Genomic DNA, 22,177 nt, shown 5'->3' on the forward strand with positions numbered 1-22,177 from the left:
AGGAACGTATTATGGGACATCACCATAACCATGATCACTCAAAGGACATGCCGTCCAACCGATTAGGTTGGGCATTTCTGCTTAACTTTGTTTTTACCATTATTGAGTTCATTGGTGGTTTTCTTACCAACAGTACCGCCATTTTAGCTGATGCCGTTCATGATCTTGGCGATAGCCTGTCGTTAGGTCTCGCGTGGATACTAAATAAACTTGGCAAAAAACAGGCTAACCAACACTTTACCTACGGTTATAAGAGACTGAATCTTGCCGGTGCATTTATTAATGCCGTTGTGTTAATCGCAGGCTCTGCCTGGGTACTTGTGGAAGCAATTCCCAGACTCTGGAACCCTCTGATGCCCGTCGCTGATGGCATGATTGCTTTAGCCGTCGTTGGCATTACAGTTAATGGATTTGCTGCTTACAAATTGTCAGAGGGCAAAACGTTAAACGAACGCGTTATTAACTGGCACTTGCTGGAGGATGTTCTCGGCTGGGTCGCTGTACTTATCGTTGGTATTGTTTTGCTGTTTGTGGATTGGCCAATTCTCGATCCGCTACTGTCGATTGGTTTTACTCTATTTATTTTAGTGAATGTGCTGCGCAACCTGTGGGCAACGCTGAAACTCTTCATACAAGCAACTCCGGACAAAGAAACCTACAGACAAGTCGCGGACGCTTTACTGGAGCTACCTCATGTTGCTGACCTACACCATTTGCATTTTTGGTCACTAGACGGCGAGGAGCATGTATTAACCGTTCATTTGGTGTTAACTAAGAACCTTGATATTGAGGCTCGTAGCGACTTAAAACAGCGCATCGATAACGTCCTTGCGCCCTATGCTTTAAGCCATACAACAGTAGAATTAGAAGATCCTGATGAAGCGTGTAGGGACAACTGATAATGAGTGCATTATTTTTATTGAAAACGCTCGGGTTATTTATTGCAACCGCAATTGCCGAAATTGTCGGTTGCTATTTACCCTACCTATGGCTCAAAGAGGGCCATTCCGTTTGGTTGCTCATTCCGGCAGCAATAAGCTTAGCTTTATTTGCTTACTTATTAACACTTCATCCAGCGGAAAGCGGGCGGGTCTACGCAGCTTATGGTGGTATTTACGTGTTAACTGCCATAGTCTGGCTGCGAATTGTCGATAAATCGCCACTATCCAATTTCGACCTGATTGGCACGGCGTTTGTGCTAACCGGTATGGGGATTCTTGTGTATGGCTGGCGTTAGCTATAAAGCAATTCAGTTAAAGAACTCCGCTCAAAAGTTTTACTACACAGACTAACGCACCTTATGTTTGTCCGTGGTAGCGTCCTCAACCCCGTCATTAAGCGAGGCCATCAGTGGACAATAGACATCTCCGTGTCCGGCGCTGCATTTTTGCACCAGCTCATTCAACGCTCGTTCAATTTGCTGTAAGTGCGATATCTTTCGACGAACACTGGTGAGCTTTTGCTCCCCAAGCTCCCGTGCCTCATCGCAATGAGCGCCATCTTGCAGAGTTAATAGCTCACCAATTTCATCCAGACTAAATCCAAGCCATTGAGACGCGCGAATAAAATGAAGCCGAGCAAGCGCTTGTTCGTCGTAATGTCGGATCCCCCCATACGGCTTTTCCGGCTCGCTCATTAGCCCTCGGCGCTGATAATAGCGCACCGTTTCCACGCCCACGCCGGCTGTTTTGGCCAGCGTGCCAATTGTCATTACGTTGCGTTTTTTTAACATAGCTATTGCTTCCGTAGTGAGGTACGGGTTTAAGATTAACACATTAAAGCAAAATGCCCGAAGGAGTTACTCTTATGTCAAATTCAAAATCTGGTCGGGGCTCTCTTCTCGCGGGAGGGATCGCAGCGACTCTGGCATCTGCGTGTTGTCTGGGTCCCCTCATATTACTTGCACTCGGTGTATCCGGGGCCTGGATTGGGAGCCTCACAGCACTTGAGCCTTATCGACCCATTTTTATTACCATTGCATTGATTGCCATATTCTTTGCCTGGCGTCGAATATACCGGCGTGCTGATGACTGCAACCCTGATAACACCTGCGCAACGCCAAATGCTCGTAAGAGCTACAAAGTGATGTTTTGGCTCGTTGCGGTGCTTACTTTAACAGCATTGGCTTACCCCTATGTTGTTCCTTTGTTTTACTAGGAGGCAATACACGATGAAAAAAACAATGATAACAACCATTTTATTTTTACTGTTTAGCATGCCCGCATTGGCGGTTGAGAAAACGGTTACGCTATCAGTACCCGGTATGACATGCGTCACCTGCCCAATTACTGTCAAAGCTGCACTTGGCCAAGTTGCAGGTGTGAGCGCCGTCGATGTCCGTTTTGAAGAGCGGGATGCAACCGTGACATTCGACGACGAAAAAACGTCAGTTAAGCAGCTCACTGAAGCAACGACAAATGCAGGATACCCATCAACACTGAAAGCAACGGCACCAAAAAATCAGTCATGAAACATCACAATGCCTTATAGCTGCTGTAAAACTGAAAGACCAAGGAGTAACCGTTATGAGTAATAACAATTTACACATTGCTGTCATTGGTAGCGGCGGCAGTGCGATGGCTGCGGCACTCAAAGCGACCGAGGGAGGTGCCCGAGTGACGCTCATTGAGAGAGGTACTATTGGCGGAACTTGTGTCAATATTGGCTGTGTCCCGTCTAAAATCATGATCCGAGCGGCTCATATCGCCCAACTGCGGCGAGAAAGCCCTTTTGATAAAGGCTTAAGTACCCATACTCTTAAGGTAAATCGATCAGCTCTCCTCGAGCAACAACAGGCTCGGGTAGAAGAACTCCGTGAATCCAAATACCAGAGTATTCTTAGAGAGAATTCCGCCATTACCGTTATTAACGGCGAAGCCCGCTTTATAAACGATGAAACTCTTTCCGTATCACTTTGCGATGGCGGTGAGCAAACGGTTCACTTTGACCGTGCTTTTATCGGCACCGGGGCCCGACCCGCACAACCACCCATCCCCGGCTTAGCTGAAACCCCTTACCTTACTTCGACAAGCGCATTAGGGCTAAGTAACATTCCTAAGCGCCTCGCTATTATTGGAGCCTCGGTCGTTGCTCTTGAATTAGCACAGGCCTTCGCGCGTCTCGGTAGTGAAGTTACTGTTTTGGCTCGCAGTCGGGTGTTATCCCAAGACGAGCCTGCCATTGGTGAGGCAATAGCCACTGTTTTTTATCACGAAGGCATCAATGTGCTTGAGCATACAGAAGCCAGCGAAGTGCGTTACGACGGACAACACTTCATTCTCAAAACCAATGCCGGAACATTAAAAGCAGAACAACTGCTCGTGGCCACAGGCCGCACGCCCAATACGGAAAACCTCGATTTAGAAACCATCGCCGTACAAACCGAGCGCGGTGCCATAACGATTAACGATCGCATGCAAACCTCTAACTCAAGAGTATATGCGGCAGGCGACTGTACGAATCAGCCGAAGTTTGTCTATGTCGCCGCCGCAGGCGGCAGCCGAGCCGCTATTAACATGACGGGCGGTGATGCGCATCTTGATCTCAGTGCCATGCCCGAGGTTATCTTTACTGATCCACAAGTCGCCACGGTGGGTTTATCAGAAGCTGATGCTAAAACTGGTGGTTACGTCACCGAAAGCCGCACGTTGGGCCTTGAAAATGTCCCACGGGCATTGGTTAACTTCGATACCCAAGGGTTTATAAAAATTGTCGCAGAAAGTGGCAGCGGCCGGCTGCTCGGTGTTCAAGTCGTCGCAGGAGAAGCTGGTGAGTTGATTCAAGCTGCTGTAATGGCGATAAGAGCAGGAATGACAGTCAATGAGTTGGCTGATGAGCTCTTCCCATACCTTACGATGGTAGAAGGCTTAAAATTATGCGCTCAAACGTTTACTAAAGATGTTAGCCAATTATCTTGCTGCGCTGGGTGAGATAACCTAGCTTAACTTCACTGGACAGTTACCAATATTTCGGGTTTAGCTGCTGGTTGGTGATAGGTTAAGCTAGTTCAGGAGTGATAATAGTTGTTATAAGCACTTTTTTTTCATTCATATTAGCTCTTATTTGTCTCACTTATTTGACAATAAGTTTTCCTAGATACCTTTGCATCTGACAATGAAAATCGTATTCTCCGGTCTTTAATACTGGCAATTCGATCAACTTTAACTTATTGGTCGGTAAAGTATCGCTGATCCCCAGATCAGGAATAAGCAAAGTTTCAGAGCAACAGATTTAAAGGCTTCCAGTTTGACAACAATCTCATTTAGCCGTTTTCATTTGTTTATTATATAACGTTACAATTAGCCAGCCAGTAATCATAGCTCCCAAGGACCACCCGAATAATCCCGTAACAAATCCACTAAAACTCAAATGCCACTCGAAACCAGAGAGTTTTCCGTGAACCATGCCTTCTGTTAAAGCCATCATGCTAGAGGGCATAATAAGCACTAGCAAGCTACAAACTCCCCATAAAACTGCGAAAGCACCGCCAGCTGCTAAGCCAAATTTCTTTGCATTAAGTTTCATAACTTCCTCCTTAAAAATACCGTTGTAAATTAGATATATTGAAAAAGTACCGCTACTTGCACACTGCAAGTAGCGGCATTTCCAACGGAGAGCTTAATCTCTACTACATTTCCTTTTTTTCTTCACTCTGATGTTCCATAATCTGCTCCATCATCATTTGCATCATATCCATTCTATGCTCCATCATTTTCATTTTATTCATCATATTCTCTTTGCCCATTTGCTCTGCTTTGTCTCCCTTTTTATGTTCTCCTTTGTTCATGCCTTTATCCATCCCATGGTTCATCATTTGCATTCCCTTCTGCATTGACTTCATGTGTTCTTCCATTAGTTTTTTACGTTTCTTGGGATCGGATTCGCTTTTTATTTTTTCCATAGCTTCGCGCATTTCTTGCATGTGCTCATTCATTGATGTCATTTTTTCATGGTGCATCATTCCACTCATTGAACCTTTTTTATCATCGGCATGTTTATGCTGAGCATCAGCAAAGACAGGAGAGGCCATTAAAGCTGTGATAGTTAAAGCTGAAAGTACTTTTTTCATTCTATTACCCTCTTGATTATGACCAAATTGTATTGGTTTCATTAATTTGACGTTATTTCACTATAGTTAAATCTTGGAACCCACGCTGACGTAGATCCCATATAACGGCAGTATTCATCGCCGAATTCTTCAATGCCTTCGATGAAATTGAATTTCATTGAATCTAGCGGAAAACTTTTAAAATTCTCATTGTGACCTGCCCGTTTTGAGCAATTTAACCAGCAACAATTTTTCCCCGATACATTTGCATCTGGCAGTGAAAGTCGTACTCTCCGGGTTCTAGTGCTGGTATTTGAATTAGCTTTAATTTGTTAGAAGGTAGCGTTTCACTGATTTCCAGCTTCGGAATGAGCAAAGTTTCAGAACAAGGCGATTGATCCTTCCGCAGGAACTTAAGTTCAACCGGTTTACCTTCAGGTATTTTTATTCTCGAAGGTGAGTAGGTACCGTTTTCGACGACAATCACCAAATCTCCTTCTCCCAGCTTCATCTGCTGGGGCGTGTAAAGCCAAAACCACCAGACGATCAGTGCTATCAAAGCAATACCAGCAATATTAATAAATAACATGTTTATTCTCCTGAAAGCGCCAGTGTTAGAAGGTGCATTAATGTTTCTTGGCTTTGAAAAAGCGCAACCGATTCGCGTTGCTCACTACCGTAAGCGAAGAAAAAGCCATGGCGGCGCCCGCAATAACCGGGCTCAACAGCATTCCAAAAAACGGATACAGAACGCCTGCGGCAAAAGGAATACCTGCTACGTTGTAAATAAAAGCACCAAATAAGTTTTGCTTAATGTTGCGCAGTGTCGCCTTGCTCACCGCAACCGCATCGGCAAGCCCGTGCAACGACCCACGCATCAATGTAATATCGGCACTTTCAATAGCAACGTCCGTCCCAGTGCCAATAGCGAAACCTACATTGGCAATAGCTAGTGCTGGCGCATCATTAATACCATCTCCCGTCATGCCAACGATTTCGCCTTCCATCTGCAGCTCCTGAACCTTTTTTGATTTTTCTTCCGGCAGAACTTCAGCGAAAAATTCTTTAATTCCTACTTTTTCAGCAACTGCTTCTGCTGTCGCGCGATTATCACCAGTAAGCATCACTACTCGCACACCGTTATCTTGCAAACGTTTAATGGCGGCTACGGAGTCGTCTTTTATCGGGTCGGCAACTGCAATAATTGCAGCTAACTCATTATCAACGGCAAAGTACATAGGCGTCTTAGCTTCAGCAGCTAAGCCTTGGGCTTTTTCAACAAAGTTACCGAGCTCAACTTGACGTTCACGCAACAGCTTTTCATTACCGAAAAGGAGGGACTTCCCGTCAACTTCTGCCTCCACGCCATGACCAGCGATGGCGTTGAAGTTCGAGACCTTACTTGTCTTAATCCCTCTTTCCCTGGCTGACTCAACTATCGCCTGTGCTAGCGGATGTTCAGAGCCAGACTCAAGTGTCGCTGCAAGTTGCAGTACGGTTTGCTCATCGTACTCACTCGCTACTAATACGTCGGTGACTTTAGGAGAACCAAGTGTAATGGTGCCCGTTTTATCCAGGATCATAGCCGATACTTTCGACGCTGTTTGCAATGCTTCGCCATTGCGAATCAGCACACCTGCCTCTGCGGCTTTTCCTACACCCACCATTACCGACATAGGCGTCGCCAGGCCTAATGCGCAAGGGCAAGCAATAATCAAGACAGTGGTCGCTGATACCACAGCAAAGGCCAGTGCCGGCTCAGGCCCAAAGTTAAGCCAAGCTAGAGCACTGATAACAGCGATAATCATAACGACTGGCACAAAGTAAGCTGAAATAATATCGGCAAGACGACCGATTGGGGGCTTAGAGTTTTGCGCCCGTTTCACCATGTTAATAATTTGAGCAAGTGCTGTATCTTTTCCGACTCTTGTCGCTTGAAACAAAAAGGAACCACTTTTATTTATCGTGCCCGCCACAACGTCATCACCAACTGATTTTTCCACGGGCATGGGTTCACCCGTTAGCATAGATTCATCAACGGTGGTACTTCCCTCTATAACTTTTCCATCAACAGGGATTTTTTCTCCGGGACGAACACGTACTACGTCCTCCTCGAGTACGTCTTCGATAGCGATATCCAATTGTTTATCGTCACGAATCACCCTTGCGGTTTTCGCCTGCAAACCAATGAGACGTTTTATGGCTTCGGACGTGCGCCCACGAGCTTTCAGTTCAAGTGCCAGCCCCAAATTGATCAAACCGATAATCATTGCGGTCGCTTCAAAGTATACGTGACGCGCCATTTCCGGAACCAGGTGCGGAACCAATACAACCACCATGGAATACAACCAGGCGGTACCAGTACCAAGTGCGATCAGCGTATCCATATTAGCGGAATGATTTTTCAAAGATTGCCAGGCACCGACGAAGAAGTGTTTGCCCGAAAAGTAAAGTACACCTAACGTTAGAATACCTACGACTAACCATGTCACACGCTCTGTGGCAGTGGTCACCGTCATTTCACCAACAAAAAGGCTATAAATCATGAGAGGTACACCTAACGACAGCGCAACGGTCATCTCCCGCATCAGCCGCTTGTAATAAGCCCAGTCGGCTTGCTCTTTTTCTGCCAACGCATCACCGTCACTTTCGGACGTGGCTACTTTAGCGCTATACCCCGCCCTCTCTACTGCTTTCACTAAAGCGCTCGGATTTGCTGTTCCAGTCACACTGACCGTTCGCTGGGCAAAGTTCATCTCTGCATTTTCCACGCCGGATACAGACTTTAATGCATTTTCGATTTTGCCAACACAACTCGCGCAACCGGCTCCCTCGATAATGAGTTCCTCAATGGAACGACTACGAACGTCCTCAGTTTTTACACCCATACTAGTGCTCCTTATTGACGGGAAACGAGCCAAGCAACAGCTATTTCCCGCAAAGTACCAACGATAAAACCGTCACTCACTACATATCCGAAAATCGATTCGCAGTTTGCACCATTCGTTTAATTTCATTTTCTTCAACGTTCTTTACCGTTTCTAGCAGCTCTTTTGCGCTATCTATATCAACACGGGAATATAGGTGTTCATACAGTTCTATGACTTGCTCATGATGGTTTACAACCTTCTCCATAATGTGATCGGTATCTAACTCTTTAAAAGGCGAATCGCAGTGCCCATGCTCAACGATGGGATGTTTCCCAATATAGTCATAACACCAAGTGTCTAATGCATTTCGGTTTGCTGTACTCAAAAAACCTTCGACCATTCGCTCTAAGCTAGCCTCATGACCCGACACGTAGTTTAGAATCATCCGAGCTCGTTCATCTTGGTTTTGTTTAGAGCAGTGAGTAACACACTCCTTCAGGTTTTTGTGGAAATCAACGGTCCAACTCAGCACATCTTTGATTGTTTCTATTTGCATTTTTTACTCCTTACCTATAATTAATCGTTACTTTCGTTTGCTTTTGTTAACTGGCGGACTTCTGTGACAACTCCACGGTGTATGTTCCGAATTATCTTTAATATTTTGGTCAATAAACTTGTAGTACTCTTCTTTCAGATGAGTCCACCACCCACTATTTATTTCAACACCAAACTTCCTGAGCTTTTCCTCTATAACATTGAGATCCACTTTAGAGGCATCATAAGCTACCAATAACAAGTTACGCTCAGAGTCATAGGCAACGCTATCAAGACCAACCAAGCGATCGATTTCGTTAATCGCTTCGCGAACTTTTTTCACACTCTCAGTGTTTAGCTTTAATGTGCGATTGACTAAGTTAATTTCCCGCACTCCGGCTCTATGATCGTTAGTTGACATCAGTACTGTCCTGTTAATTAAAACTACCAATACGTTTCAGGCAACATTTGCTCGGTGTTAACTTTGTAACGAAAGCTCTTTATTAGTGGCTGCTCGTTTATCGTGAACCCAGAACAATTCATCGATTGGCGAGATAGAAACTAATCCCTCGTTAGATACCCCAGTATGGGCCGCTTCAACTACCAAGAGGGCAACATCACGCGCATCATCACTGTTCACATAAACTTCAAGCTGTACGTGATCAACTAAGTGATCATCGTTATAGCTATCGAAGTAGTAACCCCGTCCTCGCACAGGAAACAGCGTAAAGCCGCTAACGCCACGGCCGATGAGAGCCTCTTCCACTGAGTCTTGTCGAAGTTGATCAAAAATAGCGGTAATTTTAGATAGGTTCATATACCCCCCTAAAAGCCCTAAAACATATAGCTTATGGACTGTGTTTAGTCTAGTTACTTAAATTTCGAGAAAATCTAGAGTTGTAATTTAGTAGTGCTATTTCGGAGGGTAGTAAATATCGAAGAGTATTTGCTTCACATCACCTTTATAAGACAAGGGATGTGGCAAGTTGCTAGGAGAGTTTATCGAGGTGTCGAATTGAATAAATACTAGAGGTGAGTTCGCAGAGTTACACTCTTCATCCATAGAGCATTTATCAGCTACGCAGCAATAACAGTCGTCAATGATAGATTGCTCACTTTCATCGCAATGAAAGTTATCTTTGCTTTCGTTGCTAACATCCATATGGCTAACACTTTTTTCGTGCTGTACATTGGAAGCATTGTTATAAGGAGGAGCGGCTGGGAAGGATAGCTGTATCACTATTCCTAACATAAGCACAACTAAAAATTTTGCTTGAAACATATGTGCGCTCCTATTGCCATGCTATAAATTAGCATACTACCCCCTGCACATCATTGATCGAGATCAAAGATGCGCAGGTGATATTTACAGAGTAAGGTATCATCTAACCTTAACGTCTTTCTTTCGCCACAAATAGTAAACAGCAGGTAATACGAGCAAGGTTAAGATAACAGCGCTGATCATTCCTCCAACCATTGGCGCCGCTATTCTACTAACCACCTCAGCCCCAGTCCCTGTACTAAACATTATAGGCAATAAACCAGCAATTGTAGAAACGGCCGTCATCATGACGGGGCGAACACGAAGTCCTGCCCCTTCCATTACGGCAAGAGAGAGACCCTCTTTCGTTAATGCTTTACCATGCTCTAACTGACTTTTTTCATATTCATTATAGGACTGGTTTAGGTAAGTCAGCATTAGTATTCCTATTTCTACAGTGACACCTGCTAGAGCTATAAAACCAACCGCTACAGCAACTGAGAAATTATAATCTAAAAGATACATTAGCCAGATTGCCCCCACCAATGCGAGAGGCAAAGTTCCCAATATAATGGCTATTTCCGTAGCGTTTCGAAAGTTCATATATAAAAGAACGATAATAATCGCGAGCGTTAACGGAATCACGTAAGTCAGTTTTTCCTTTGCCCTTTCCATATATTCGTACTGCCCGGACCAGGTAACTGAATACCCTGCTGGCAACTCGAGTTCTTGTTCTACAACCTTCATTGCTTTTTCAACATAAGTGCCGACATCAACTCCCTCAATGTCGACAAAAGTCCAGCCATTAAGTCTTGCGTTTTCGCTTTTAATTGCCGGCGGTCCAAGTTCAACGTAGACATCAGCCACATCCGCCAAACTAATACGCTGCCCGTTTGGCGTAACTAAAGGTAGCTTCTTTAATTCTTCCGGCGAATCACGGTAATCTTGAGGGTAGCGCAAGTTTATTGGGTAACGTTCAAGCCCTTCAATGGTCTCTGAAACATTCATTCCGCCAATAGCCGTGGCAACAACCTGCTGAACATCCTCAATGTTCAAGCCATAACGTGCAGCCTGCTCTCTTTTTATGTCGACTTTTACATAGCGTCCACCAGCCACTCGCTCTGAATAAACAGAAGCCGTACCATCGACATCATCAAGTATCGTTTCAAGCTGCTGACCGATCTTCTGAATTTCATTAAGATCAGCTCCGGCAATTTTTATACCTACCGGCGTTTTGATACCTGTCGATAACATATCAATGCGAGTTTTAATGGGGTAAACCCACGCATTGGTCAGCCCCGGAAACTTTACAAGCGCATCCAGTTCTTTTTTCAACTTCTCAGTGGTCATACCGTCTCTCCACTGATCTTTCGGTTTCAGTTGAATAAAGGTTTCAATCATCGTTAGGGGTGCCGGATCAGTGGCGGTATCCGCTCGACCAATTTTGCCAAAAACCGTCTTCACTTCCGGTACCGTTTTTATGAGCTTGTCGGTTTGCTGCAACAGCTCCCTTGCTTTACCAATTGATAATCCGGGATAGGTAGTGGGCATATACATCAAATCGCCCTCATCCAAATCTGGAATAAATTCACTACCAATTTTGTCAATCGGCCAGACACCAACGGCCAGGATAACAAGCGCTCCGACAACTGCTGTCTTGGGGTATTTCAAAATGCCTTTTAAAAGCGGTTTATACCCGGCGATCAATAACCGATTAAGCGGGTTTTTCCCCTCAGGTGTTACCTTTCCTCTGATAAAATATCCCATCAACACGGGGATAACGGTAACCGCTAAGGCCGCACTGGCTGCCATTGCGTAAGTTTTCGTGAAAGCAAGCGGAGAAAACATCCGCCCTTCCTGGGCTTCTAAGGTAAATACCGGCATAAAGCTGACGGTAATAATGAGCAAGCTAAAGAAAAGAGCAGGGCCCACCTCTGAAGCAGAGGCGGCAACCACCCGCCAGCGGTTCTCTGCTGTCAGTGGCGTTTTTTCCATATGCTTATGCATATTTTCAATCATGACGATGGCACCATCGAGCATAGCGCCAATAGCGATTGCGATCCCTCCAAGTGACATAATATTCGCGTTAATTCCTTGCCAATACATGACAATAAACGCGGTTAAAATACCCAAAGGCAAGCTGATAACGGCAACCAGCGAGGAGCGGACATGGAAGAGAAATATCACACAGATAAACGCGACAATAGCGAGTTCTTCTATTAAACTTTTCCAGAGACTTTCCACGGCATCCGAGATAAGCCCCGAACGATCATAGACAGTGACTATATCGACACCTTCTGGTAGCCCAGACTTTAACTCATCCAACTTTTGTTTAACGCCATCAATCGTTTTTTGGGCATTTTCTCCGAAGCGCATTACCACAATGCCGCCCACGGCTTCTCCCTCACCGTTGAGTTCGGCGATACCGCGTCTCATTTGGGGGCCCACACCCACATCAGCAACGTCTTTAAGCAATAATGGCGTGCCATTTTCATCAACGCCAAGCGGGATACTCTCTAAGTCTGACACACTATCAATATAGCCTGAGGCCCGGACCATATACTCAGCTTCCGCCATTTCAACCACCGACGCCCCCACTTCCTGATTACCTCGCTGGATAGCATTTTGTATGTGAGCAAGAGGAATATCGAATGCGCGCAGCTTCTCCGGATCCACTTTCACCTGGTACTGCTTTACCATCCCGCCCAGGGCGGCAACTTCTGAAACCCCCTCGACCGTTTGCAGTTCATACTTTAAAAACCAATCCTGCATACTGCGTAACTCACTCAAATTGTGGTTACCCGTGCGATCAACCAAGGCATACAAATACACCCAACCAACCCCTGTTGCATCAGGGCCTAATTGCGGTCTTGCATTAGAAGGCAGTGTCGGAGCAACCTGAGACAAATATTCCAGTACTCGCGAACGCGCCCAGTAAGCGTCTGTATCTTCGTCAAAAATGACATACACATAGGAGTCGCCGAAAAACGAATATCCACGAACGGTTTTAGCGCCGGGGACAGACAGCATAGCGGTTGTTAATGGATAGGTTACTTGATCTTCTACCACCTGCGGCGCTTGACCCGGATAGCTGGTTTTAATGATCACCTGGACATCCGACAAGTCCGGCAGTGCGTCTACGGGCGTATTCTTGACCGCAAAAGCACCAACACCCACGAGGATTAATGTCGCCAGAAGAACGAAAAAACGGTTACTCACTGACCATCGAATGACTGACTTAATCATGGTTATGCTCCTGCTCTGTCACTTGTTTTTGCTCAGGAATATGAATCGATGTGAGCTGGTACTGTTGCTTCCCGACTTGCGTTATTTCCGCATGCAAGGATAACCCCGTGCTAAGCTGAGAAAGTTCAACATCCGAAGCAACATCGAAATCCATCGTCATTGCAGGCCAGTCCCATTCAGAAATCTCACCGTGCTCCAGCGTAACCATCGAGTGCTGAGGCATAACATTTTTAACGGTTGCTTCAACCCAGACAGCTTGAGCTGCTGCGTCACTTGACATACTGTCGTGGCTCTCGCTATCAGTGTTAGAGTCGTGGTTCATACGTTTAAAGTCGGAAGACTTACTGGACTCAGAGTCAATTAAGAACTGAGCCGATGTAACAATTTCATCACCTGCCATAAGACCCGATAAAATCTCAACTCGCGAGCTACCTAACCGCCCAACGTCAACATTAACTGATTTAAATTTCCCATCACCCAGTGCCAGGACAACTCGGTTCGAATCACCCATTCGGATAAGCGCTTCTTTAGGGATGATTAAGTTTTTGTCGCCTAAACCAGCCTTAATGTTAAGATTCGCAAACATGCCCGGTTTTAAAAAACCATCCGGGTTGTCGAAGTGAATTCGAACTTGTCCCGTCCGAGTTTTAGGGTTAAGTGACGGATAGACATAATCAACCTTTCCTTGCCACTCTTTACCTGGAGCATACTCAAGGTTCATTTGAACGTCATTGCCTACCTCAACCTGGTTCAATTGCCGCTCAAAGACTTCTGCAATAACCCAAATTTTATCCAGTTGAGCAATGGTCATTAAATTCATACTCGGCGTTACAAACGCACCTTCACGCACAGTCAGTCTATCCAATACCCCGGACTGCTTTGCTTTTACCGTGATTGTTTTCTGAATTTTACGAGTTTCTTTTAACTTCTTAATCTCAGATTCAGAGACTTGCAGAGCTCTTAAGCGTTCTTCAGCGGCATCAATTAGCACCTGATTACCTCTTTGCGAGGCCAATACAAGCTCCTCTTGCGCATTAACCATTTCAGGAGAGTAAATACTGTATAAAGGCTCGCCGGCTTTAACCGAGTTACCAACCGCTTTTACGAAAAGCTTCTCAATCCAGCCTTCAACACGGGGACTTACTGTCAGCACTCGGCTCTCATCAAACTGAACATAACCGACCGTTTCGATATCCAGGTTGAGTCTCGAAACGGTGACCGTTGCAGTTGTAACCCCAAGGTTATTAATAACGTCGGGATCAATTCTCACCGTACCAGGTGAACTCTCTTCTGCATCATCACCATAGTAAGGAATAAGGTCCATCCCCATTGGAGACTTTCCTGGTTTGTCTCGACGATAATTGGGATCCATCGGAGCCACCCAATATAACGGCTCTTTTTCTGCATTGCCCGATGAACGATCAGACACTTCAGTCGATTGCATTACATAGCCAATAGCGCCAGCGCCAACTGCAAAGCCTACAGCTAAACTTATAAGAGATTTGGTGACTGTTTTCATTTTACACTCCTGAAAGTAATAAGTAGTTTGCTTCGGCAATCAATTTTTGGCGGTTGATGGCGATTGCTAATGCATCAATTTTTGCGTTGACTTCCGCAATCTGTGACCGTACCGCCTCGGCAAAGTCGCCATCATCATTGTTGTAGGCAGTCAATGCGGCTTCAGACTGGGCGGACATTTGTGGAAGTAGCTCTTCGTGATATAGGGCAGCACGTTCATTCAAACGGTTCAGTTGTAAAAACGTACTGCGTAAATTGGCTATTAACTGCCTGGCAACCAATAACTTCTCAGTTTTTTTTGCTTCCGTTTTAAACTTTGCTGAGCGTACCTGCTTATCCTGTTTGTTATCAGTAAATAAAGGGACATCGAACGTAACCCCGGCTGACAGCAAGTTGGCACGGTCATTGCCGCTTGGATCGTCGTTTCTATGGCCATATTTCAGATTGGCTGACCATTGCGGTTTATAACCTTGCTGAGCGAGCTCGACAGACGTCTCCGACGCCAAAATGTCTTGATCGGTCGCTTGCAAAACCGGGTGTTCTTTTATCAATTCGTACAAGGCTTGTTTCGGTATTGTCGAAGGTGATAGCAATGTCTTCTTCAGCGTAAGACTCGGAAGGTCATCCGGTAACCTTGATTTCGCTATAACACCTATCCATTCCGACAGTTCGCTTTGAAGTCGCTCCTCTTTTTGTCGCAGTAATGTCAACCGATCATCCAGGCGTGTAAGTTCAAGTTGGGCTCTAATAACATCTTGCTGCCGTGCTTTTCCCTCGGTACTGGTATAACTCGCCTTAGCGGTTGACACTAACTGTTCAAAAAGCGCTCTATCCGATTCAATCAAGCGAATACTTTGCTGAGAGAAAAAAACATCTAACCACAACTTCGTGACCGTTGTTTTGACCTTTGCAATACGATCCGCTCTCAAAAACGGTTGTTTTTGAGCTAATTGGTTTTTCTGCTTACGAGACAACGATAATGTGTCTCCTCTGGGAAATGTTTGTGAAACACCGACGACTAACTGGGTCATTCCTTCCTGTCTTGAACTAAAACTGTCAACCGGGAAACTGGCAGCCGTGAGCGATATTTTAGGGTCAGGCAAACTGGAAGAGGCTATTGCTTCACTCGCGAATGCTTCTTGGGTTTGCTTACTTGCCGTTAACCAAGGATCTTCTTGTACAGCGATACTCACTGCTTCTTGCAAATTCAAAAGCGGCTCTTGTGCATTAACGACATTTGGCACCACTGCAGTCAGAACACTTAAATAAGCCATTCTTCTTAAAAGTTTCATATTGTTACTCTCAAAAACTGTGAATTTTTAAATTAAACACAGACTCAAGTTATGAGTCGGACCGTAACGAGGACGACGAACGACGTCGTAACGACAATGACCGAACCAAAGCTTATAGCTGTGCTTTTACCTGGACGATAAACGCGCCAGGAGCGAGAAATTTCGTATTTTTAAGAGTGGATTGGGGGGCGAAAAAGCGAGAGTGAGTGTTTTTCTTTAATATTCGTATCTAAGAATGAGGTTGCGTTAAAAAGCAGCTTATCAACAGGCGGAACCGTCGATTGCTCAGAATAAACGACAGTAATTGACAGGCTGTAACAATGACGCATCATTGAATCAGAGCAACAGTTATCGGTAAGAGAATGTGACACTTCGCAATCTGCAAGATCGCAAACTTGCTCAGTAGGATCGTGCATACATGCCTTTTCCGTACTGATAGTTTGTGAAAATGACATTGTTGTTACTGCTAATAGCAGTAGGGCAATGATTAAACGATACATGCGAAGCTTTACTGTAAAAACATGTTAAAATAATATCTCTTTGTCTGATAAAGATCAACCGATTAAAAGAAGTAGCCATAACTAGGTAATGAATCTAAGTGATAATACAGCTCCCATATCACCACCCAGATTCATCTTTAATTCAGGCATTTTTACGCGCTAAATCCCAAAGTCATCGAACCTTACTTGTTCTCGCGGAACGCCAAAGTCAGCAAGAGACTTTAACGTTGCTTCTAGCATCGGCGGAGGACCACACACGTAAATATCTAATGTTTCTTTGTTTTTGCCGGCCAACCACTTCATTGCGGTTTCGTGCACAAAACCAGTTGGTCCAGTCCAGTCATCCGACTTGGCGCTCTCAGAAAGAACAGGTATATAAGTTAACCGCTCTTCTCTTTCAAACTCGTTTCTATAACAGAGCTCTTTTTCATATCGTGCGCCGTAAAAGAATATGCAACGACGAGGAGAATCTGCTGCTAACTCACTTTGTATTAACGCTCTTAACGGTGCAACACCGGCGCCGCCTCCGATAAAGACTTGCGTGTGATTATTTTGTTTCGTCAGCTGAAAGTCACCAAATGGTCCAATAGCATCGACATGAGCGCCAGGCTCTAAATTACACAAGTAGTTTGAACCGATGCCTGGGGGCACCCCTTCACTTGGCGAGGGCAGTTGTCGTACGTTAAACACAAATCGAGTCGGGTGAGGCCGCGTAGCAACCGAGTAATGTCGTGACAATATTTCGTTTAAGTGTGGAATACGAAACTGCATAAATTGCCCGGCTTCATAATTAACGGGCTCTGAACTTACAAAAGTAAGCTCCATAATGGATGGAGTCAGTTGACGCTTTGAATCGAGTGTTAAAGCAATATCATCGACTCCGACATTATGCAGCTTAACGTCATAATTGGATGACGTTCTGTGTTGACAAGATAGGCGCGTTCCTGCTTCTAATTCGTTGGCGCTCAATAACGCTTTATCAGCTGCTTTCGGGCTGGGTATATTGCTGCCTTGCAGTGTCACTTTACATAACCCACAGGTACCGCCTCCGCCACAATTACTCGCAATTGGTTGCCCTTTCTGCTGAAAATATTCTAGCCACGTTTTCTTACGTTTTGGATTAAAGTCACCGTTAGTAATATTTCGGCCTAAGAGAATTAAACCGGATAATGAAAACCAAAGAGCGAATAATCCAGCACTCCATATCAATAGATGATTAAAACTTCGACCGCCCGTGTAATCCATAAAGTGCAGACGAAACGCCCAGTCAGCGATTGTCCATGGCGTATTACGATGTTCCACAACCCGGGATGACGCTTCATCGATATATATTCGGGTATTAAGATCATCCTCGATATCAATGCGGAACCCTGAGGCATTCCAGCCATTCACTTCATCGCTTCCCTTGACTCTTTCAACCCTTTCAACCTGGCCCGGTCCATTGTAGCTATTCAGCGCTAGCTGAGTCGCCAAAGCTTGGTCCGTAGACCACCGTTCACCGGTATCTGCGTTGAAGTAAAGCAAACGTCCATCTGGCAGAGACACCTGATACTGACCTACCCCGGCAACACTGACCAGTTCAATGGAGTGAGCTAAGGGGAATCGTTGATGCATTTCAGTAACATCGATTTGAGGCGCTATTTTTTTAAGTGGGGGTTCAGAGTTTTTTGAGACCATATATTGGTGGCCTGACATTCCGTGATGTCCGGTTAAGCTAAAAAATAACCCACTCACTAGCCACAAAGCGACTTGAATCACTAAAACCAAACTCACCCAACGATGAAGCCATTGCATAAACCTTATCATTGAGCACCCCCAGTCGATTTTCTCTTAAACGTAATCGTATAAAAAAGCAGGACAGTGCCCGTTATCATTAAAATAAACGTACCGATAATAAAGCCCTTTAACCACCAGGTCTCGATATCCACACGCTCGTCGTAGTCCATTATGTGTAACATCCAGGCGATATCAAACCCCCGCCAAAACGTATGTCGCTTTACCAAAAGCTCCCCGGTCGTTTCAGATAAATACAGACTGGTATTACCGAAATCGTCATAATTTACCTGCCAAATCGGTAACAAAGCACCACTCACTTCTGTTGGTGGGTTATCAGTCATGTAAACGACCGATTCAATAGCGTCGGGATCCTTCGTGTAATATTGATTCGCTAACTCTTTAATGTGTTGTTCGGTTATATCAATACGCTGCAGCGACTCCGCATTAACTAAAAACGCTCCCTCGTTACTCTCTATTTTATACACCGGCTGTAACTTCTGATTCAGCCATACGCTTTTTAACGACGTTTTTCGTGTTTCTGGATAGCGGCTCAACAGGTCATTTAAGCTTGATATTTCAACACCTTTCGGTATTGGCTGGCTTATATCCTGAACTAAGTGATCACCATGAATATAATCCAAATCGAAGAACACCATGTAAGCGCCACTGATTGTCCAAATAACCATTTGCAGGCCAAAAATCAAAGATAGCCAACGATGCCAAACTCGCCAGCTACTGGAGCGTTTCTTTTGAGTCATACCCTACCTCAAATTTAATAAAAAAAAGCTGCCGCTCCCAGGGAAAAGCGACAGCCAGTCTAGTCTTTAAAAGCTGTAACGTACCTTCAGATATAACTGACGGCCTAACAAGTCATATGTCATAGTGTCAGTATTGGCGTCCGTCCAACTTTGAATATAAGGCGGTTCTTTGTCAAAAAGGTTATTAACACCGCCAGTCACGCTCAGTTTTGAATTTACGAAATAAGTTCCCTGCACGTTATGATAGAAAACACTGGGTGCTCGGGCTCCAATATCTCCCGGAGCAGCATTAATGTCATCGGCAGGTCCAATGTACTGGACGGAGTAATGTACACGCCAGTCCTGTTTCATAAAGGTTCCCGAAGCGTTTGAACGCCAATGCGTATAACTCCCTCTACCGCCAGTAATATATCCGGCATACTCAATTTCATCCGCACCAACGAAAGGCGCAAATGTATACTCATTTAGGTAACTGACATTCCAACTGAAGTCACTTTTCCAACCCAGCAGCTCGGTGTTATAAAACAAAGCCGTATCAATACCCGACACATTTTCAGTTGCGGCATTGGTGTTTGTTTTTTTACCCAAAAAGCTACCGGAAACGAAAAGTAAGGCACCGAGGACAATTGCAATATCAGCCAGGTTGAAGGCCGGCCAATGCCAGTCTCGCCAATAGAAATCAAAGGAATCCACAACATAGCCACGAAAGACCCGGTCAATCAGGTTGCCCATGGCGCCACCGAGGATAAGACTGTAAGCGATGGCTTCTCCTTTATGACGATTTTCAAGGATCAGCTTGATCAGAAAAATCGAGACCGCCACCGCGATCCCGATAAAAAAGTAGCGCTGCCAGCCTCCACCATTCGCAAAAAGACTGAATGCGGCACCGGTGTTCCTTAGGTGCACCCAGTTAAAGAACGGGGTCACCGAAACAGACTCGCCATAGGCCATTGATTGCTGCACCAGCCACTTTACAGCTTGATCAGACGTTGCCAGCAGGCCCGATATGGACAACAGGGCGTACGGCGAGAGCTTTTTGCCAATAATGAGCATTATTTAACCCTTGAGCGCCAGAATGCGCCTGGCACCGTTAAGCACGACGAGCCCCGCGATGGTGCCGATAATTAGATCCGGATAATTGGAACCGGTCCACACGACCAGGGCGCCGGCGGTGATGACCCCCAGGTTGATCACCACGTCGTTGGCCGAGAATATCCAGCTTGCCTTCATGTGCGCCCCGCCCTCCCGATGTTTGGATATGAGCAGCAGACAACTGGTATTGGCAATCAATGCGACGAATGCGATAGCCATCATCACCAGCGATTCAGGCTCACTACCGAATACAAAGCGTCTCACCACCTCTATGAGTACGCCCACAGCCAAGATCAGTTGCAGTACACCAGCAACATGCGCGGCACGTAGCTGCATTCTCACGCTATGTCCAACCGCATAAAGTGCGAGCCCGTACACGGCCGCATCGGCGAAATTGTCCAGGGACTCTCCAATCAGGCCGGTGGACTGGGCGATCAGGCCGGCTGTCATTTCCACTACGAAAAGGAGCGCATTGATGCCGAGCAACCAGCGCAGAGTCCCGGATTCTTGCGTGGCAGAGGCTGCCGAGAACTCGGCCGCCTTGATGGTCTCCGGATCGGCAGCGACGCTTTCCTGAAGCGAGGCGCCTAGCTCCAAGGTCTTCAGCTTCGCGGTGACGGGCTCGACGTCACCGTCATGCACGACCTTCAACCGGCGGTTCGACAAGTCGAAGGACAGTGCCCGAATCCCCTCAACGCCGTTCAGGGCCAGGCGAATCATGCGCTCTTCTGATGGACAGTCCATCTTCGGCACGGCATAAACACTGACCCATTCCCCCGACGCATCGGAGGAGGCCTGCATATCGGTATCCGCCGCAGGCCTTGCATGGTCGCCACAGGGGCCTCCGCAGTTTTTACTCATGGTATGACTCCTCTTGAATGTGATCGGGTTTTCATTTAAAACTATATAGTCGCTATAAGGTCAATAGCGTAGAGAATCCGTTGCGGAGGAACCCGATGCGTATTGGTCAGTTGGCACAGTCAGTAGGGGTAGATACACAGACGATCCGCTTCTACGAACGGCAGGGCTTGTTGCCGCCGCCTGGTCGGCAGGAGAACGGTTACCGTGTCTATACCGAGAAACACGTTGAGCGGCTGGCCTTTATTCGTCGCTGCCGCATCCTGGATCTGTCACTGGCAGAAATTCACGAACTAAAGCGCTATCAGGACGCCCCTCATCAGTCCTGTACCGCTGTCAATGCCTTGCTCGATGATCACATCTCTCATGTGCGCTCGCAGATAACCGCTCTACAGGCGCTTGAGAAACAACTCGTTTCACTAAGAGCGCGTTGCAACGATGACCGGGAAGTTAAGGCGTGTGGGGTTCTTGCTGGAATTAGCGAGGGAAGCATGCATCAGCAGTAGGTTGGAGTGCCAACCAGATAATCCGATGAGATGCCGGTTTGCCTCACTCTCATGCAAAGGTAAGATCAACCATTTAATCCGTATACCCTTTATTATTGGTACATGCTCGAAGACTTGTTTAGTCGCAAAATCGTTGGTGATGAAGTTCACGAGCAGGAGTCCGGCGAGCTCGCGGCTGAACTCTTACAACGCACATTGTTGCGTGAAAACTGCTTACACACAGGCTTAGTGTTGCACTCTGATAATGGTGCGCCGATGAAGTCACAGACGAAGCGGGCTAAAGCATATGAGCTAGGTGTGACCACCTCATACAGCCGCCCGCGAGTAAGTAATGACAACCCGTTTGCAGAGTCGCTATTTAGAACCTGCAAATACCGGCCAGAATGGCCATCAAGTGGCTTTAAGAGCCTCGATGAAGCACGACAGTGAGTGTTAAAGTTCACACGCTGGTACAACTACGAGCACAAACACAGTCAATTAAACTTTGTGACGCCTCATCAACGTCACACCAGCCAAGACAAAGCCATCTTGGCTCAACGGAAACGGGGCATGGAGGCTGCAAAAGCAGCAAATCCAAGTCGATGGGGTAAGCGCGATGTACGCAATTGTGAGCCAGTCGGGCCAACAACATTAAACCCTGAGAAAAAGCCAGTTAAGCAGGAAGAAAAACAGGCTGCTTAAACGAGAAAAAAGTGTCAACTACCTTGAAAAACGCCGCTTAAGTAACTTTTGCATTTTGTCACCTCGATTAGATTATAATTATTTTACTTTCCGATTAGACTTCGTACTGCCACCTAAGTTGTTTATACAACTCTCAGAATAGAAACCTCAGAATTTTAGTCAAGCTAAAAACGATTAAAGTAGTATAAAAAACCCTTTAATAGCAAAGTCTATAGCGGTTGTATATTCAACTTAGAGT

Annotated in this window: 22 protein-coding genes and 2 pseudogenes; 7 read left to right on the plus strand and 17 right to left on the minus strand. The window is 45.8% G+C overall.

Annotated elements, in window-relative coordinates; translation table 11 throughout:
* Positions 1 to 11: 11 nt before the first annotated feature.
* Together C5610_RS08030 and C5610_RS08035 are read left to right on the plus strand one after the other, a co-directional pair.
* Positions 12 to 899, plus strand: coding sequence for a cation diffusion facilitator family transporter (locus C5610_RS08030; RefSeq protein WP_105306730.1), 888 nt, complete (start codon positions 12 to 14; stop codon positions 897 to 899).
* Positions 900 to 901: 2 nt separating this feature from the next.
* The gene (locus C5610_RS08035; RefSeq protein WP_053954052.1) at positions 902 to 1,237 is read left to right on the plus strand and encodes a YnfA family protein; all 336 of its coding nucleotides are present in this window, start codon (positions 902 to 904) and stop codon (positions 1,235 to 1,237) included.
* 51 nt (positions 1,238 to 1,288) lie between these two features.
* Here C5610_RS08035 and merR read toward each other — a convergent pair whose 3' ends face one another.
* On the minus strand, positions 1,289 to 1,732 hold the full coding sequence (merR, locus tag C5610_RS08040; RefSeq protein ID WP_011234880.1) for an Hg(II)-responsive transcriptional regulator: 444 nt from the start codon (positions 1,730 to 1,732) through the stop codon (positions 1,289 to 1,291).
* Between the two features lie 74 nt (positions 1,733 to 1,806).
* On the opposite strand from merR, the gene merT reads away from it, so the two are divergent.
* Genes merT through merA form a run of 3 tightly spaced genes read left to right on the plus strand, consistent with a single transcriptional unit; the run spans position 1,807 to position 3,929 of the window.
* Positions 1,807 to 2,157 carry a mercuric ion transporter MerT gene (merT, locus tag C5610_RS08045; protein ID WP_011234881.1) on the plus strand — a complete coding sequence of 117 codons (351 nt, stop codon included), beginning with the start codon at positions 1,807 to 1,809 and terminating at the stop codon, positions 2,155 to 2,157.
* Positions 2,158 to 2,170: 13 nt separating this feature from the next.
* Positions 2,171 to 2,470, plus strand: a complete 300-nt coding sequence (merP, locus tag C5610_RS08050) for a mercury resistance system periplasmic binding protein MerP (protein WP_034818174.1) — start codon at positions 2,171 to 2,173, stop codon at positions 2,468 to 2,470.
* Between the two features lie 55 nt (positions 2,471 to 2,525).
* Positions 2,526 to 3,929 (plus strand): mercury(II) reductase, encoded by a 1,404-nt coding sequence (gene merA, locus C5610_RS08055; protein ID WP_034818177.1) that lies wholly within the window; start codon positions 2,526 to 2,528, stop codon positions 3,927 to 3,929.
* A gap of 142 nt (positions 3,930 to 4,071) precedes the next feature.
* Here the strand turns inward: merA and C5610_RS13810 are convergent, their stop codons facing one another.
* The 16 genes and pseudogenes from C5610_RS13810 to C5610_RS08140 all read right to left on the minus strand — a co-directional run bounded on the left by C5610_RS13810 (position 4,072) and on the right by C5610_RS08140 (position 20,755).
* Positions 4,072 to 4,212 (minus strand): cupredoxin domain-containing protein, encoded by a 141-nt coding sequence (locus C5610_RS13810; RefSeq protein ID WP_153849795.1) that lies wholly within the window; start codon positions 4,210 to 4,212, stop codon positions 4,072 to 4,074.
* A 45-nt stretch (positions 4,213 to 4,257) separates the two neighbouring features.
* On the minus strand, positions 4,258 to 4,524 hold the full coding sequence (locus C5610_RS08065) for a DUF5676 family membrane protein (protein ID WP_034818180.1): 267 nt from the start codon (positions 4,522 to 4,524) through the stop codon (positions 4,258 to 4,260).
* A 103-nt stretch (positions 4,525 to 4,627) separates the two neighbouring features.
* Positions 4,628 to 5,068 carry a hypothetical protein gene (locus C5610_RS08070; protein ID WP_241970580.1) on the minus strand — a complete coding sequence of 147 codons (441 nt, stop codon included), beginning with the start codon at positions 5,066 to 5,068 and terminating at the stop codon, positions 4,628 to 4,630.
* Positions 5,069 to 5,282: 214 nt separating this feature from the next.
* On the minus strand, positions 5,283 to 5,636 hold the full coding sequence (locus C5610_RS08075) for a cupredoxin domain-containing protein (protein ID WP_105306732.1): 354 nt from the start codon (positions 5,634 to 5,636) through the stop codon (positions 5,283 to 5,285).
* Positions 5,637 to 5,673: 37 nt separating this feature from the next.
* On the minus strand, positions 5,674 to 7,935 hold the full coding sequence (locus C5610_RS08080; RefSeq protein WP_105306733.1) for a heavy metal translocating P-type ATPase: 2,262 nt from the start codon (positions 7,933 to 7,935) through the stop codon (positions 5,674 to 5,676).
* Between the two features lie 79 nt (positions 7,936 to 8,014).
* Positions 8,015 to 8,473 (minus strand): ATPase, encoded by a 459-nt coding sequence (locus tag C5610_RS08085; RefSeq protein ID WP_092841979.1) that lies wholly within the window; start codon positions 8,471 to 8,473, stop codon positions 8,015 to 8,017.
* 27 nt (positions 8,474 to 8,500) lie between these two features.
* Complete coding sequence (locus tag C5610_RS08090) at positions 8,501 to 8,872, minus strand: cation transporter (RefSeq protein ID WP_105306734.1); 372 nt, start codon at positions 8,870 to 8,872, stop codon at positions 8,501 to 8,503.
* 57 nt (positions 8,873 to 8,929) lie between these two features.
* Positions 8,930 to 9,268, minus strand: a complete 339-nt coding sequence (locus C5610_RS08095; protein WP_006956222.1) for a P-II family nitrogen regulator — start codon at positions 9,266 to 9,268, stop codon at positions 8,930 to 8,932.
* Positions 9,269 to 9,364: 96 nt separating this feature from the next.
* Positions 9,365 to 9,733, minus strand: coding sequence for a hypothetical protein (locus C5610_RS08100; protein ID WP_092841983.1), 369 nt, complete (start codon positions 9,731 to 9,733; stop codon positions 9,365 to 9,367).
* 99 nt (positions 9,734 to 9,832) lie between these two features.
* Positions 9,833 to 12,958, minus strand: a complete 3,126-nt coding sequence (locus tag C5610_RS08105) for an efflux RND transporter permease subunit (RefSeq protein ID WP_105306735.1) — start codon at positions 12,956 to 12,958, stop codon at positions 9,833 to 9,835.
* Positions 12,951 to 14,477 carry an efflux RND transporter periplasmic adaptor subunit gene (locus C5610_RS08110; protein WP_105306736.1) on the minus strand — a complete coding sequence of 509 codons (1,527 nt, stop codon included), beginning with the start codon at positions 14,475 to 14,477 and terminating at the stop codon, positions 12,951 to 12,953. Before C5610_RS08110 ends, C5610_RS08105 begins: the two co-directional genes overlap by 8 nt.
* Before the next feature lies 1 nt (position 14,478).
* Complete coding sequence (locus C5610_RS08115) at positions 14,479 to 15,768, minus strand: TolC family protein (RefSeq protein ID WP_241970579.1); 1,290 nt, start codon at positions 15,766 to 15,768, stop codon at positions 14,479 to 14,481.
* A 659-nt stretch (positions 15,769 to 16,427) separates the two neighbouring features.
* Positions 16,428 to 18,062 carry a PepSY domain-containing protein gene (locus C5610_RS08125; RefSeq protein ID WP_241970578.1) on the minus strand — a complete coding sequence of 545 codons (1,635 nt, stop codon included), beginning with the start codon at positions 18,060 to 18,062 and terminating at the stop codon, positions 16,428 to 16,430.
* Positions 18,063 to 18,070: 8 nt separating this feature from the next.
* The gene (locus tag C5610_RS08130) at positions 18,071 to 18,802 is read right to left on the minus strand and encodes a membrane protein (RefSeq protein WP_006956236.1); all 732 of its coding nucleotides are present in this window, start codon (positions 18,800 to 18,802) and stop codon (positions 18,071 to 18,073) included.
* A gap of 561 nt (positions 18,803 to 19,363) precedes the next feature.
* Positions 19,364 to 19,855, minus strand: a pseudogene (gene lspA / locus C5610_RS13620) (signal peptidase II); the annotation flags it as partial.
* A gap of 3 nt (positions 19,856 to 19,858) precedes the next feature.
* Positions 19,859 to 20,755 (minus strand): cation transporter, encoded by an 897-nt coding sequence (locus C5610_RS08140; protein ID WP_105306741.1) that lies wholly within the window; start codon positions 20,753 to 20,755, stop codon positions 19,859 to 19,861.
* 95 nt (positions 20,756 to 20,850) lie between these two features.
* On the opposite strand from C5610_RS08140, the gene cadR reads away from it, so the two are divergent.
* Positions 20,851 to 21,258, plus strand: a complete 408-nt coding sequence (gene cadR / locus C5610_RS08145; RefSeq protein WP_105306742.1) for a Cd(II)/Pb(II)-responsive transcriptional regulator — start codon at positions 20,851 to 20,853, stop codon at positions 21,256 to 21,258.
* A 90-nt stretch (positions 21,259 to 21,348) separates the two neighbouring features.
* Positions 21,349 to 21,939 (plus strand): annotated as a pseudogene (locus tag C5610_RS13695) (transposase); the annotation flags it as partial.
* Positions 21,940 to 22,177 lie beyond the last annotated feature (238 nt).

The sequence above is a fragment of the Idiomarina sp. OT37-5b genome, from assembly GCF_002968395.1.
GTDB classification, from domain to species: Bacteria; Pseudomonadota; Gammaproteobacteria; order Enterobacterales; family Alteromonadaceae; genus Idiomarina; species Idiomarina aquatica.